14 protein-coding genes are annotated in these 15,219 nt (G+C 41.7%); 9 read left to right on the plus strand and 5 right to left on the minus strand.

The genetic code is table 11. The features are described from left to right. Positions 1–411: 411 nt before the first annotated feature. The 3 genes from EGC82_RS17420 to purT all read left to right on the plus strand — a co-directional run bounded on the left by EGC82_RS17420 (position 412) and on the right by purT (position 3,993). Positions 412–1,713, plus strand: a complete 1,302-nt coding sequence (locus EGC82_RS17420) for a DEAD/DEAH box helicase (RefSeq protein ID WP_124731878.1) — start codon at positions 412–414, stop codon at positions 1,711–1,713. A gap of 148 nt (positions 1,714–1,861) precedes the next feature. Continuing rightward, entirely contained in the window at positions 1,862–2,497 is a 636-nt protein-coding gene (locus EGC82_RS17425) for a peroxiredoxin-like family protein (RefSeq protein WP_124731879.1), read from the plus strand. A 305-nt stretch (positions 2,498–2,802) separates the two neighbouring features. After that, positions 2,803–3,993: a formate-dependent phosphoribosylglycinamide formyltransferase gene (gene purT / locus EGC82_RS17430; RefSeq protein WP_124731880.1), complete on the plus strand. Its 1,191-nt coding sequence runs from the start codon at positions 2,803–2,805 to the stop codon at positions 3,991–3,993. Positions 3,994–4,091: 98 nt separating this feature from the next. On the opposite strand, the gene EGC82_RS17435 is transcribed toward purT, so the two are convergent. The 5 genes from EGC82_RS17435 to EGC82_RS17455 all read right to left on the minus strand — a co-directional run bounded on the left by EGC82_RS17435 (position 4,092) and on the right by EGC82_RS17455 (position 8,136). Next, a complete protein-coding gene (locus EGC82_RS17435) occupies positions 4,092–4,550 on the minus strand; it encodes a hypothetical protein (protein ID WP_124731881.1) in 459 nt (152 codons plus the stop codon). Positions 4,551–4,585: 35 nt separating this feature from the next. Then, the gene (locus EGC82_RS17440) at positions 4,586–5,539 is read right to left on the minus strand and encodes a D-2-hydroxyacid dehydrogenase (RefSeq protein WP_124731882.1); all 954 of its coding nucleotides are present in this window, start codon (positions 5,537–5,539) and stop codon (positions 4,586–4,588) included. A gap of 46 nt (positions 5,540–5,585) precedes the next feature. Beyond that, positions 5,586–6,359 (minus strand): co-chaperone DjlA, encoded by a 774-nt coding sequence (gene djlA, locus EGC82_RS17445; protein WP_124731883.1) that lies wholly within the window; start codon positions 6,357–6,359, stop codon positions 5,586–5,588. 68 nt (positions 6,360–6,427) lie between these two features. Then, positions 6,428–7,111, minus strand: a complete 684-nt coding sequence (gene murU / locus EGC82_RS17450) for an N-acetylmuramate alpha-1-phosphate uridylyltransferase MurU (protein ID WP_124731884.1) — start codon at positions 7,109–7,111, stop codon at positions 6,428–6,430. Beyond that, a complete protein-coding gene (locus EGC82_RS17455; RefSeq protein WP_124731885.1) occupies positions 7,108–8,136 on the minus strand; it encodes an aminoglycoside phosphotransferase family protein in 1,029 nt (342 codons plus the stop codon). Before EGC82_RS17455 ends, murU begins: the two co-directional genes overlap by 4 nt. Positions 8,137–8,279: 143 nt before the next feature. Here EGC82_RS17455 and lptD point away from each other — a divergent pair, with 143 nt between their 5' ends. From lptD to EGC82_RS17485, 6 genes are all read left to right on the plus strand, one after another. Next, entirely contained in the window at positions 8,280–10,580 is a 2,301-nt protein-coding gene (gene lptD, locus EGC82_RS17460) for an LPS assembly protein LptD (protein ID WP_124731886.1), read from the plus strand. A gap of 144 nt (positions 10,581–10,724) precedes the next feature. Further along, positions 10,725–12,029 (plus strand): peptidylprolyl isomerase SurA, encoded by a 1,305-nt coding sequence (gene surA / locus EGC82_RS17465; RefSeq protein WP_124731887.1) that lies wholly within the window; start codon positions 10,725–10,727, stop codon positions 12,027–12,029. A gap of 9 nt (positions 12,030–12,038) precedes the next feature. After that, the gene (gene pdxA, locus EGC82_RS17470) at positions 12,039–13,022 is read left to right on the plus strand and encodes a 4-hydroxythreonine-4-phosphate dehydrogenase PdxA (RefSeq protein ID WP_124731888.1); all 984 of its coding nucleotides are present in this window, start codon (positions 12,039–12,041) and stop codon (positions 13,020–13,022) included. 9 nt (positions 13,023–13,031) lie between these two features. After that, a complete protein-coding gene (rsmA, locus tag EGC82_RS17475) occupies positions 13,032–13,838 on the plus strand; it encodes a 16S rRNA (adenine(1518)-N(6)/adenine(1519)-N(6))-dimethyltransferase RsmA (RefSeq protein ID WP_124731889.1) in 807 nt (268 codons plus the stop codon). 50 nt (positions 13,839–13,888) lie between these two features. Then, entirely contained in the window at positions 13,889–14,269 is a 381-nt protein-coding gene (gene apaG / locus EGC82_RS17480) for a Co2+/Mg2+ efflux protein ApaG (RefSeq protein WP_124731890.1), read from the plus strand. A gap of 3 nt (positions 14,270–14,272) precedes the next feature. Then, the gene (locus EGC82_RS17485; RefSeq protein WP_124731891.1) at positions 14,273–15,091 is read left to right on the plus strand and encodes a symmetrical bis(5'-nucleosyl)-tetraphosphatase; all 819 of its coding nucleotides are present in this window, start codon (positions 14,273–14,275) and stop codon (positions 15,089–15,091) included. The last annotated feature ends 128 nt before the right edge of the window (positions 15,092–15,219 follow it).

Raw genomic sequence — 15,219 nt, forward strand, 5'->3', positions numbered from 1 at the left:
GACTGGTGGATGGCATTAATACGGCGCGACGCGCAGCTAACACTAGCTTATTTTTGATCAAAAAACTGTTTGTTGTGCTGAACACTACCTGACCTAAATAGCATTAGCGTATCGCCATAGCCGTCAAACTTGTCTTTACTAAAAAATCTTACTCTCTGGACACAGATAAAGTTCAGGATTTAAACAAAAGTTTGTTATACTCCGCGGCCGCTTATCGATGGCACTCAATTGGGTGTATCATTCAAGCTTAACGTTTTTCAACTATCTTAAGACGTTAATCAACCCAGTTAAGCATGAAGTCTGCCATTAATAATGGCTATCGGCCCCAATATTCTAGATTGACGTTGTATAGATAACTTAACTTATCACAACTAAATCGCTTTGTTTTGATGTACATACAGGAACCGCACCATGAAATTCGAATCTTTTAGCTTCGCCCCAGAAATATTACGCGCGATCGCTGAGTGCGGTTATCAATCTATGACGCCAATTCAACAACAAGCGATCCCAGCAATCCGTCGTGGTGAAGACGTCCTAGCTAGCGCTCAAACAGGTACCGGTAAAACTGCAGCATTTGCATTGCCTATATTACAAAGAATGTGCGACAACCCAAAAGAGACGATGCCGTCTAATACTCGCACTTTAATTCTTACGCCTACCCGTGAGCTAGCAGCGCAAGTTGCCGACAACATTACTGCTTACAGTAAACACCTCAACTTAACCGTATTAACCATTTATGGTGGCGTTAAAATTGAGACTCAGTCGCAGAAACTTAAACGCGGTGCTGACGTTATTGTGGCAACGCCTGGGCGTTTACTTGAACACATAGTGGCATGTAATTTAAGTTTGTCTAATGTTGAGTTTTTAGTCCTTGATGAAGCCGATCGTATGCTTGATATGGGCTTTAGTGCCGATATTAAAAAGATCCTTCAAGCAGTAAACAAAAAGCGTCAAAACATGTTGTTCTCAGCGACCTTCTCTACTGAGGTTAAAAAGCTGGCCAATGACATGCTTGATAAGCCTAAAGTGATTACGGTTGATAAACAAAATACTGCTGCTGACACCGTTAGTCAGGTGGTGTATCCGGTTGAACAGCGTCGTAAGCGTGAATTAATATCTGAGCTTATTGGTACCAAAAACTGGCAACAAGTATTGGTGTTCACTGCGACTCGTGACGCTGCAGATAAATTAGTTAAAGAGCTGAACTTAGATGGTATTCCATCAGGTGTCGTTCATGGCGAGAAAGCACAAGGCAGCCGTCGTCGTGCACTGCGTGAATTCGTTGAAGGCAAAATTCGCGTATTAGTGGCTACCGAAGTTGCTGCTCGTGGTCTTGATATTAAAAATCTTGAATACGTTGTTAACTATGACCTACCCTTTTTAGCTGAAGATTATGTCCATCGTATTGGCCGTACCGGTCGTGCGGGTAAAACCGGCGTCGCGATATCATTTGTGAGCCGTGAAGAAGAACGTACTCTAGCGGATATCGAAAAACTCATCGGCCAACAAATTCGTCGTATCACAGTACCTGGTTATGAAGTTGGTAGCCGAGAAGTACTGCTTAAGCAAATTGAAAAGCGTCGTAGCTTTGCCAAAAAACAACAACGCGGCGATAACGCTGGCGCGCAAATGATTGCTGAGAAAAACATGGATGGTCGTCGTGTTAAAGTCGGTAAAGTAAGCAGCACAGTAAAATACAAAAAGATTAAATAAAGTTACTCTGCTATATCAACAAGGCGCTTCGGCGCCTTTTTTACGTTTTAATGAAACTATTTCGGCTAATAGCAGGTCTGCTTCTACAAGTTATATACTTTACTGTGCTAATAATCATTTTCGGGATATTACAATACAAGGACATACCATGTTAAAAACTCTGCTTATCGCCACTGCGCTCACGCTAACTAGCCTAGCCAGTGTGGCTAAACCCATTGCCAGTGACGAAAATAATGTCATGCCGCTACTTAATGGTCACCAAATACCTGCCATTACCTTGCAAGACGTTGATGGTAAAGCGGTTGAATTAAGTAAGCTTATCGCTCAAAAACCAACGATATTTTTCTTTTATCGTGGCGGTTGGTGTCCATTTTGTAATTCGCAAATGGGTCAATTAAAAGCAATTGAACCTAAACTAATTGAAATGGGCTTTCAGTTAGTAGGGATTTCACCTGACACGCCAGAAAAAATGCGCGCATCAATCAACGATCAAAAACTCGATTATTTACTGCTATCAGACACGTCAATGGCAGCATCGCAAGCTTTTGGTTTAGCCTATTACACCAGCGCAGATATCACAAAAAAATATACTGCAAGCTTAGCGGTGACTAATGAGCTATTTACCACTCCCCAGGGTGAAAAGCGTTTAGTATTACCGGTGCCGGCTGTCTATATGGCAGATAAAAGTGGGTTAATTCATTTTCAATATGTGAATCCAAACTACAAGGTTCGCCCTGCGCCAGAGCTCATTTTAACCGCTGCTGAGTTACTCGTTAAACCTTAGTTAACGCTAAATTCAAATCGTTTATAGCCAACGTTAATTCAATGATGTTGGCTTTTTTATCTTATCCTCCCCCTGAATTCAACGCTGTAGTGTGATGACTATTATCCACTCACTCTTGGCATGTTCACCACTACACGCCTATACATCTAGACTTATCGTAATTAAATACAATCTTTCATCACAACAAACCTCGAAATACATGCGTTTTTAGCCAATGATTGATTTTTATATTGGATTTTTAATGCCTCATCTCGTTACACTGTTCTGTATATAAGAATATCCCTACACAGAGGCTGTAAATTACCATGTCTATTGCTACTACATTTGGCACAGCAAATACTTCTGGCACGATTAAGGCGATGCTATTAGGTTGCGGTGAACTCGGCAAAGAAGTTGCCATTGAGCTACAACGTTACGGTATTGAAGTTATTGGAGTGGATCGCTATCCCAATGCCCCAGCAATGCAAATTGCCCATCGTTTTCATGTGATTAACATGCTGGATGCAAAAGCATTAAAAGACGTTATCGAGCTGGAGCAGCCAGATTTAGTGATTCCAGAAATTGAAGCTATTGCCACTCAAACGTTAGTGGAACTAGAGCAGCAAGGTTTGCATGTAGTGCCAACCGCTAACGCGGCTAAACTCACCATGGATCGTGAAGGTATTCGACGACTTGCGGCAGAAACGTTATCAATACCAACATCACAGTACTTTTTCTGTGACACTCTAGCTGCATTTGAACAGGCCGTTACCGACATTGGCATTCCATGCGTAGTTAAGCCAGTAATGAGTTCGTCTGGTAAAGGCCAGAGTGTGATTAAGTCAGCACAAACCATTCAGCAAGCATGGGCATATGCCCAAGAAGGCGGCCGAGCAGGTAAAGGACGAGTGATTGTTGAAGCTTTTATTCCATTTGATTACGAAATTACCTTACTGACGATTAGCGCCGTAAATGGCATTCATTTTTGCGATCCCATTGGCCATAGACAAGAAGATGGCGATTATCGTGAATCGTGGCAACCCCAGGCGATGTCGGCTGAGGTATTACACAAGGCACAAGTGATGAGCCAACGAGTTGTTGAGGCATTAGGTGGATATGGACTCTTTGGTGTTGAGCTATTTATTCGTGGTGATGAAGTGTATTTTTCTGAAGTGTCGCCAAGGCCACACGATACTGGTTTAGTGACCTTAATCAGCCAGGATTTATCTGAGTTTGCCTTGCATGTACGTGCGATTTTAGGCTTACCAATAAGCAATATTGTGCAGCATGGTCCTAGTGCTTCTGCGGTTATTCTTGCTGAGGGCACATCAACCAATATCCGTTACCAGGGTATGGCAGCCGCTTTAGCGCCCGCCGACACTCAATTACGCTTATTTGGTAAGCCAGACATTGATGGTCGCCGTCGCTTAGGTGTGGCGCTAGCCCGCGATAACACGGTAGAACAAGCAGTCGAAAAAGCAAAAAACGTTGCCAGCCATATCAAGGTATTGTTTTAAACGCAGCTAAATAACACTGCAGCCGCAGTGTTTTTATAAGTCCCTGCGGCTTTATGTATTTTAATGAGTGATAAAATGAGCGGCATTAGCCTGATATTTTAGTTTTTAGCTTTAACTTTAGCTTTTGGCAGCGGCTTAGCCGCTAAGTGAAAGTGAACTAACATCAGCAAACGAAACAATGATTTAAGCTTAAGGTCTTGATCAAGCTTACCGGCGTTAATCAGCTTTCGTAATACGGTAATTTTCATATACAGCTTTTTAACTAGCACATCACTAGGCTCACCTAAATACTTATCGAACTCTTTATAACCCTCAATAATTTTAGTGCTTAATGTAGCCTGTCGAATACGTAAACCTGAGCTCATGGCATGTTCAAATGCTTTGGTTTCTAGCCCATTAATAATATCGGCAGCGCTAAGTTTTAGCGCTAAACCATCAACGATAAAATGAATGTTTGATTCAATCTCAAATTGCAGCGCATGGGTGTCATGGCGCACGTTATCAAACCTTGTACGTTCTTTATCGACAAAATCAAACAAGGTTTTCCATAGTGACATAAGCGAATATCCGTATTACTTTTTGATAAAAGGCATTAACCGTTAACTTGATTCGATACATTACCCTGTTGAAAATTAAGTATATTTTCGACCGCTATATTGAGTAGATTTTGTCTAGCCTGCAATGTTGCCCAAGCAATATGTGGCGTAATAGTTATGTTTGCGGCACTAAGTAATGGGTTATGGCTAAAGGGTGGCTCGGTCGATAACACGTCAACTGCTGCAAAGCCGTTACCATTATTTAACCACTGAGCTAAATCGGTTTCATTTATCAAATCACCGCGGGCGGTATTAACCACTAAACTGCCTGGCTTGAGTAAGCCTAAACTGTCACGATTAATCATGTATCTAGTGCCAACATTAAGCGGACAGTGTAACGATATAATATCGGCTTGTTTAAGCAAACTGTCGCGTTCACACCATTGAATAGCATCAGGTAAGTTGGTTTTAGGTTGCGGGGTAGTAATCAATACTTTCATCCCAAAAGCGATACCTAAATTAGCGACTTGTTGACCAATATCGCCATAACCTACCACGCCAAGAGTTAAGCCCTTTAATGACGTTAATGGGCTTAAGGTAAAGCAAAAATCTCTATTAGCAGCCCACTGCCCGGCTTTAACAGCTTGATGGTGTAAAGCCACTTGTTGGTGATGATGCAAAATATGCGCAAACACCATTTGTGCTACGGCATCTGGGCCATAAGCGGGAATGTTAGTGACAACAATGCCCTGCGCTGTTGCTGCATCAACATCGACCACATTAGTTCCAGTGGCTAGAACACCAATATAGGTCAATGCGGGCAGTTGCTTTAAGGTCGCAGCACTCAATAGGGTTTTATTGGTCAGTACGATGTGCGCACCTTGGCAACGAATGACGATTTGGTCGAGTGTTGTATGGTCGTAAATATCACATTCGCCCAATGCTTCAAGCGCTTGCCAACTCAAATCACCCGGATTAAGTGTATAACCATCTAATACTACTATTTTCATTTACAGCCCCATTTCATTGCTTACAAAAATACGTTATTGGCTTGCGCTAACGCATTCCTCTAGAGGTTTTAATGCGCTCGTAAGCGGCTTGGATATCTTGCGCTTTGGTGTTAGCCAGCTCCATCATTTCTTCTGGTAAGCCTTTTGCCACAAGTTTGTCTGGATGATGTTCATTCATCAGTTTGCGGTAAGTGCGCTTAACATCTTGATCGCTAGCAGATTCTTGCACACCTAGTAGCACATAGGCATCGGTCAGCGGCATTTGATTTCCTTGCGGCGACTGATGGTGGCTAAACTCTGCTTGCCAACGCGCCAGTAAAGCATCAAGTTGGGCAGCTAGACCTAGCTTAGTGGCAATAACAGACAGTATTTGCTTCTCATTAGCTTGTAACTCGCCATCGGCTAAAGCCGTTTGAATTTGAATTTCCAAAAACATCTGCGCTAGCTCAACTCTGCCTTGGGTGGCTTTTCGAAACAGTTCTAACTGGGCTAATAAATCAAAATCAGCTTGGCGACCTTGGCGAAAAGCAGTTTGTGCATCAACACGAGATTGCCCCGACAACTTCATTTGATCCATTAGCATGGTCGCAATACGAATGTCGGTTTCTGTTACGCGTCCTGATGCTTTAGCAACATGGCCCATTACGGCAAATGTAGCATTAAAAAACATTGCCTGACGTTCACCGCCTTTACGAATTAACGAGCTTAACCCCTGACGCCTGTCATAAGCATGGCCTAACCATAAGCCTAAAATAGCGCCAAAAAAACGCCCGAACATAAACCCAATGATAAACCCAAAAACTTTACCCCAAATTCGCATGTTATTTTCCACTACGGTTAAAATAATTAATATATTCTGCGCCCATCACTTAGGCGCAATCACATGACTTAAGCTTGAGCCCGTAATCTATTCTGCAATTGTTCTAGTCGCTCAAGAGTGCCAACATCGCACCAATAAGCTTTAAAATGCTCACCATAAATCCGCTGTTGGTTAATGGATTGTTTCAGCAACGGTCCCAAAGCTTGTTTACCATTGGGTAAGTCACTAAATAATTGAGGATGATAAACCCCTAGCCCAGCAAACGTTAACCTTGACTCGTTGCATAATGTTAATTGACCTTGGGCACCAATAGCAAAATCACCTTGTGGATGGTGCTGCGGATTATCAACTAACCATAAAAAGGCATCGGCCTCACCTTGCTTAACGCTGTGATAGGCCAAGGCGATATCGGGTAAATAATCGATAAATATATCACCATTGATAACGAGAAATGGCTCATTACCCAACATCGGTAATGCTTGCTTGATACCACCAGCCGTTTCTAGAGCGGTGGTTTCCTCGCTATAACTAATATTCATGCCCCAGCGACTGCCATCGCCTAGCATTTGAGGTAGTTTATGCCCCAACCAGGCCTGATTAATCACCACCTCAGCCACGCCTAATAAAGCCAGTTTTTCTAAGTGGTATTCAATTAACGGTTTATCAGCAACACTCACTAACGGTTTAGGTAAAGAGTCGGTTAATGGTCGCAGACGCTCTCCGCGCCCCGCCGCTAAAATCATTGCTTTCATGTTTCACTTACCGCCTCATTAATGATTTTGTGGTTTACTAATGGCAAAATCACCTTACTCACCCATTGGCTAAATTCAGCAATTGCTGGGTATTGCATCCCAATATCAGCAACATATTGTAAGGTTAATGGAATATCGGCTAAGTAACCGCGCTTACCATCACGATGATATAAACGCGCAAATATACCGGCGGCTTTAATGTGACGTTGTATGCCCATTAAATCAAACCATTGTTGATAAGTTGAAAACGTAATATTGGCATTAATCAATTCATGATCTCTTGCGAGTTGATAATGATATCTCATCAACGGATTAACGACATCGTCTGGCCAACGCACATAACAATCACGCAGCAGCGAAACAGCATCGTAAGTCACCGGCCCATATACAGCATCTTGAAAATCGATAACCGCTAACGCTTGATCATTTATCAGTAAATTACGGCTATGATAATCACGATGCATGCCGACTTGGGGTTGGGCAATGACATTTTGAGTTAACGCACTAAACGTAGACTTAATCATTGCCTGCTCATTGTTCGTCAATGCGTAATCTAAATGTTCTTTTAATAACCAATCGACAAAAATTGCTAATTCTCGCATCACAAAAGCGCTATCGTAATTTGCTAATGGACCATTTTCGGTTTCCGTCACCGTCGCAATCAGCGCTAATAAATGTAATGCCTGTTGATAATAGTCGGTCACATTGTCTTTATTGAGTACCGACAACAGTTGTAATTCACCTACATCGGTTTGTAACACAAAACCGAACTCATTGCAGGTAGCAAGCACTTGCGGTACCACTAATCCAGCATATTGGTAAGCTTTCGCTACCGCCACAAAGGGCGCGATAGGGACTAAGTCGATAGGTGAATCAGCAACAATATAATGCTTACCTTGATGATGAATACGAAAATAACGTCGAAAACTGGCATCACCGCAGATCAAGTTAATGGCAACTTTTTCGCCAAAATATTGTTGTAACCAGTTATTTAACGCGATAAATCTTGGATCAGATAAAATCATCTCAATGGCTCTTAACGAAAAATTGCTTTATTATAGCCAGCATAACATTTGGAAACAGCTAAAGAATGGAATGTTTCATCTAGCTGAGTATCTTTTTCTCTCCAAAACTTTCCGGTATCAGAATTCATAAATTATTGACAACAATGCAGATCCGTTATTTTTTGGCATTATGCCTACTCCCAAATATCGTGCTGGCTGATGAGCCAACAACGACCGAAGCGCCTGTGTCGCAATGCGTTGTCGCGCCGCCAGTTTCTCGTTCATTCGAAGATCGTGCTGCATTAACCGGCATCTCTGACGATCAGATTGTTATCATTAGCGATCACTCCACTGTTTCTTACAATAACCAGGCCGAATTTTCGGGAGATGTCAGTTTCAGTCAGGGGCTGCGTCATATTGCCGCTGATAATGCCGTATTAGATCAAAAACAACAGCGCTTGAATGCCGACGGTAACCTTATCTTCAAAGACGAGTTATTTACCGTTACAGCTGATACTTTAGAAGCTCAAATGAGTGCCAATAATGCCACCTTGAAAGGGGCAAAGTATTGGTTGCATGGCCAACAAGTGCATGGCGATGCAGAAAAACTCCAGATCACTTCAGACAATAATCTCTTACTAACCAAAACCAACTTTACCACCTGCCCCCCTGGCGATGAGTCATGGCTGCTTGAAGCTGACATGATCAAAATTGACAGTAAAGAGGAATGGGGTGAGATTTGGAATGCTAAGCTGCGTATCGGCAATATTCCGGTGTTGTATATTCCGTATATGACAGTACCAGTATCAGATAAGCGTAAAACCGGCTTCTTATTCCCAAGCTTTAGTACTAGCACCACTAACGGTGTCGAAGTTAGTACTCCTTATTATTGGAATATCGCCCCAGAGTTTGATTTAACCTTCACTCCAGACTTTATGTCCTCGCGTGGCTTGTATACCAAAACAGAATTTCGCTACCTTGCTGGCGAGCAACAAAATGGCCAGTTCAATGTCGAATATTTGGGTAGCGACAGTAAGCTAACCTCAAATGCTGACCGTTATTTGTATCATTGGAGTCATCAAGGTGCCGTCAACAAAAACTGGCGCGTAAGATCAGACTATACCGATGTGTCTGATAATAATTATTTCAACGATTTAAATTCCGATGTAAATCAGTCAACCGACAACCAGTTATCGCGAATTGGTGAAGCCAGTTATTTTGAACGTAACTGGGACTTCAATATGCGTGTGCAAGACATTAAAGTCCTTGGCGAAGATGAAAAACCGTATCAAGTGATGCCACAGCTGAACTTTAACTATCGTTCTGCAGACATCTTTAACTCAATCGACTTTAAATTTAATTCTGAACTCACCAACTTTCGCCATCAAGATAATGACTACAATACTGCGACCCGCTTACACTTAGTTCCTAGCTTAATTTGGCCAATTCAAGGACCTGCAGGCTCGTTTACCAGTGAAGTAAAATTACTCCAAACTCAGTATTGGCAGCAAAATATCGATCCAGATTCAACCTTAAATGACAGTATAAGCCGCACCATTCCGCAAGCGCGTTTACATGGTCAAGTCAATTTTGAACGGGCAACCCAAATGTTTGACGAGCAATACCGCCAAACACTTGAACCGCAAATTCAATATCTGTATGTCGGTTATGAAGACCAATCCGATATTGGTATTTATGACACAGCACAATTACAAGAAGACTACTACGGATTGTTTCGCGATCGCCAATATTCAGGTTTAGACCGCGTAGCAGACGCCAATCAATTTACGTTAGGTTTTACCACCCGCTTGTTTGATCAAACAAACCGCGAAAAACTTAAGTTTAGTGTTGGTCAGATTATGTATTTAGAAAACTCAAAAGTTAGCATTGACGATACTTACGAAGAAGCCTCTCAGTCTACGTCGGTATTAGCTGCCGAATTAGATGCACAATTATACAACGATTGGTTTATCAGTGGTTCAGTGCAACATGACACTGAAACCGGTGAGAATAAAAAAAATGAAGTCACCTTGGATTATCGCCCGAGTAATGACAGATTATTGCAGTTAAGCTATCGCTTTGTACCCGACTTACTTAATACCAATACCAATGACCAAGTTGATATTTCACAAGCTGGTGTCCGCACATCTTGGCCTATTAGTGACAATTTATATTTTGTCGGTAACTACTATTACGACCTCAATGAATCTCGTAATATTGAAACTTATACTGGCGTACAATACGAATCATGTTGCTGGGCATTACGCCTAAGTTATCATTACCGTATCAAAACTAATTATGATGATGATTTATCAGAAACCATTGACGGCCGCGAAGAGTTTGAAAGCGGCGTTTACCTAAACTTTGTTATAAAAGGCCTAGGGGGATCGGGTCCGTTAGGGGTAGACGACATGTTAAATGAAGGCTTATTTAACTACCGTAAACCACTTTACTTGAGGAATTAGCAATCTTTTGTGATAGATTGCTGAACCTAGCGATAAACTCATAGTCCAATAACAACAAACATGCTGTTGAGTATGAAGTAGTAATCTTATTTTGGCGATGTATCGCCAGTTTATATTGAATCGAATGTGCCAAGGATTTTGTGGATGAAACACAGTAAAAAAATAATTTTTGCATTACTAGCATTGGCTATGAGTAACACCAGTGTTGCAGCGCCAATACCATTAGATCGCGTATCAGTACAAATTAATGATGGTATCATTCTTGAGAGTGAAATCATCAACATGGTGTCAACGGTTAAAGCCAATGCTAAAGCTGCTAATCAAGCTTTACCGTCTGATGATGCCTTACGTACCCAAGTTATCGAACGCCTCATTTTAACGCATTTACAAATGCAAACAGCTGAACGTATCGGCTTACAAATTGGTGATTTACAATTAGACCAAACGATTGAAAATATCGCTAAAGAACAGAAAGTCTCAGTTGCAAAAATGCAACAAACTATCGAAAGCGAAGGCACCAGCTTTAGCCAATATAGAGAGCAGTTACGCCAAGAAGTCACCCTAGGTGAAATTCAGCGCATTCAAGTTCAACGCCGCATTCAGGTTTCACCACAAGAAATTAGTGGTTTAGTGAAGCTAATTGAAGAACAAGGCTTAAAAGATGTTGAATTCCAAATTGGTCATATCTTGATTGAAATACCAAGTAACCCAACAAGCGAACAGCTTGAAAGTGCTAGCCGCCGCGCGGATATCGTACTTAAACGCTTAAATGACGGTGATGATTTCCGTAGCACTGCCATTGCATCTTCTGGCGGCCCAAAAGCCTTAGAAGGGGGTATATGGGACTTTATGAACATTAATGAAATGCCGACTTTATTTGCAGAAGTTGTTAGCAATGCAAAAAAAGGTGACATTATTGGGCCAATAAAATCAGGTTCAGGCTTTCATATCATTAAAGTCGTTGATACTCGTGGATTACAAACGCAAGAATTATCAGAAGTTAAATCTCGCCACATCTTATTAAAACCATCACCGATTTTATCGGAAGATCGTGCTAAAGCGATGTTAACTAACTTTTTAGCTCAAGTACGTTCAGGTGATGCTGATTTTGCAAAATTAGCCAGCCAGTATTCAGAAGATCCAGGTTCTGCGGCTAAAGGTGGTGAATTAGGCTGGGCAGACCCAAGCATTTATGTGCCAGAGTTCTCTCAAACCTTAGCGAGTCTTCAAGAAGGTCAAATCAGTGAGCCATTTAGAACAACTCATGGCTGGCATATTGTTCAACTTGAAGCTAGCCGTAAAACAGATGCTACAGAGCAATTTAACAGTAACCGTGCTCACCAATTAATCTTCCGTCGTAAGTTTAATGAAGAGCTACAAACCTGGTTAGACGAAATGCGTTCTGAAGCGTATATCGAAATCGTTGAGCCAGAAAGCAAACGAGGCTAAGCAAAATTAATGACTAAACGTATTGCCATCACGCCAGGCGAACCAGCAAGTATTGGTCCCGACTTAGTCATCAAACTTGCTCAACAGGCATGGCCTGTTGAGTTGGTTGTTTGCGCCGATCCTGATTTATTAATGAGTCGGGCAAAACTACTCGGTTTACCTTTACAGTTAACGCCGTATAACCATTTGCTACCGCCAAAACCTCAAGCAGCCGGAACATTAACGATTGCTCCGTTTACATTAGCCGAAAAGGTTGAGTGTGGTGTGTTAAATGAAGCAAACAGTGCTTATGTAGTCGAAACCTTACGCTACGCCGGTGAGAAAAACATGTCGAATGAATTCGACGCTGTAGTTACCGGCCCGGTGCACAAAGGTATTATTAACCAAGCCGGTATTTCATTTAGCGGTCATACCGAGTTTTTTGCATTACAAGCTAATTGCGCTGATGTAGTGATGATGTTGGCCGCGCCAGGTTTACAAGTGGCGCTAATGACCACTCATATACCGTTAGCTTATGTGGCTAAGGCGATTACCCGCGATAGACTGCATCATATTATTACGATTTTGCATCGCGAATTAGTTAGCAAATTTGATTTAGGCTCACCTAAAATTTATGTATGTGGACTCAATCCTCATGCAGGAGAAGATGGCCATTTAGGTCGCGAAGAAATAGATATCATCATACCGGCGCTCAACGAGTTACGAGAGCAAGGCATGGATATTGTTGGCCCATTGCCAGCAGATACCTTATTCCAGCCTAAATATCTTGAACAAGCTGACGTAGTATTAGCCATGTATCATGACCAAGGATTACCGGTGCTTAAATCATTAGGATTTGGCAAATCGGTTAACATCACCTTAGGTCTACCTTATATACGTACCTCTGTCGATCACGGCACCGCGCTGGATTTGGCTGGTAGTGGTAAAGCGGATTGTGGCAGTTTTACCTGCGCATTAAACAAAGCCATCGAATTGGCCTCAAAAAGTAAGTAACCTATTTTAATGAGTAATAAAGTACATTTAGGCCATACGGCCAGAAAACGTTTTGGACAAAACTTCTTAACGGATCAAGGCGTGATCAGTAGCATAGTAGGCGCTATTGCACCTGATAATAATCATGTGATGGTTGAAATTGGACCCGGTCTAGGTGCATTAACTGAGCCTGTTGCTGACATGATTGATAACCTAACCGTTGTTGAATTAGATCGTGACTTAGTTAAGCGCTTACAATATCACCCAATACTTAAAGACAAACTGACCATTCACCAAGGTGATGCATTACAGTTTGATTTTGGTCAATTGCAGCAACCTGGCAAAAAAATGAAAGTGTTTGGAAATCTTCCTTACAATATTTCAACGCCATTAATGTTCCATTTGTTTGAGTTCGCCGAACAAATAGAAACTATGCATTTTATGTTGCAAAAAGAAGTGGTTCTGCGCTTATCTGCCAGCCCTGGCACTAAAGCTTATGGCCGCTTAACCGTAATGGCGCAATATTATTGTCAAGTGGTACCTGTATTAGAAGTACCACCAACGAGCTTTACTCCTGCACCCAAAGTCGACTCTGCGGTAATAAGATTATTACCTTATGAAGTCAAACCTTGGCCGTGTAAAAATGTCGATGTATTAAGGCACTTAGTCACCACGGCATTTAATATGCGCCGTAAGACATTGCGTAATAATTTGAAGACATTGCTGTCAGACGATGATTTTACCACACTAGAAATTGACTCTAGTCTGCGGCCAGAACAAATTAGTGTCCCACAATATGTGGCAATGGCTAATATGCTGTGTGATAAAAAAGATTAATTATAAGGGCATGCTGATATTGAGCATGCCCTTTCGCTTTAGGACATAACATGAGCCAAGTTGAATCGCCTATTAAAATTAAGATCGACACCCAATATTTAGAACAACAATCCGATGTTGCCGATAATAAATACCTGTTTAGCTATACCATTACTATCATCAACTTAGGTGATAATAAAGTAACTCTTAAAGACCGTCATTGGATTATCACCGATGCTGATGGTGAGCAGAATGAAGTCAAAGGTCCTGGTGTCGTTGGAGAAACTCCAACCATAGCGCCTAATACGGCTTATCAATATACTAGTGGTACTGTAATGGAAACCCCAGTAGGCTTTATGCAAGGATTTTACGGTATGGAAGATCATAAAGGAGAACGCTTTTTAGCGACTATTCCACCTTTTCGTCTTGCGGTTCCGGGGATCTTTCAATAACTCATGGCACATTATTTTGTCGGCGATGTTCAAGGTTGTTATGCGGAATTACAACAAGTACTCCAAAAGGTGGCTTTTAATCCATCCAAAGATCAACTCTGGGCAGTAGGCGATCTTGTTGCCAGAGGTACAGAATCGCTAGCAACACTTCGCTTTTTTCAATCGTTACAAGGTTCAGCCAAAGTCGTACTCGGTAATCATGATTTGCACCTGTTGGCCCTGCACGGAAAACTCAAACGAGCTCATCCGCAAGATCACCTTGAAGAATTACTCAATGCTCCTGATATTGATAATTTAGTTAATTGGATCCGCCAACAACCGTTAGTCAGAACCCTGCCCGAACACAATATCATTATGACGCACGCTGGTGTGCCTCCTCAATGGGATATCAGCACCCTGAAACATGAAGCGGAGCAAGTCAGCTTAGCATTACAACAAGACGACTATTTACCTGCATTAATCGCCAAAATGTATACTGAAGATGCAGAGCAATGGTCACCGACATTAACCGGTATTGCCAGAACACGTTACTGTATTAATGCATTAACCCGCATGAGATTTTTACATCTCGATGGTCATCTTGATTTTAAATGTAAATTACCACCTAACGAACAGCACTCGGACCAATTACGTCCGTGGTTTGAATTCCCATCACAAACAGTGCCGCAAAATACCATCGTATTTGGTCATTGGGCTGCGTTAATGGGTCATACTAATAATGCGCAAATTCTCGCATTAGATACAGGCTGCTGCTGGGGAGAACACTTAACATTGTGGCATCTTGAAAAGAATGAAAAAATTACCCAAAAAAGGTTAATTTAACGTTAAACTAAAGTACCAATTAGCCGATAGCTAAATGTAGAATTTATTACGTTTGCCTGAGAAACAATCGCCCTTTAATAAATTCGATATCGAAATATACAACAGCACATACCAGATAAAAATCAGGA

It is taken from the genome of Shewanella livingstonensis, from assembly GCF_003855395.1.
Lineage (GTDB): Bacteria > Pseudomonadota > Gammaproteobacteria > Enterobacterales > Shewanellaceae > Shewanella > Shewanella livingstonensis.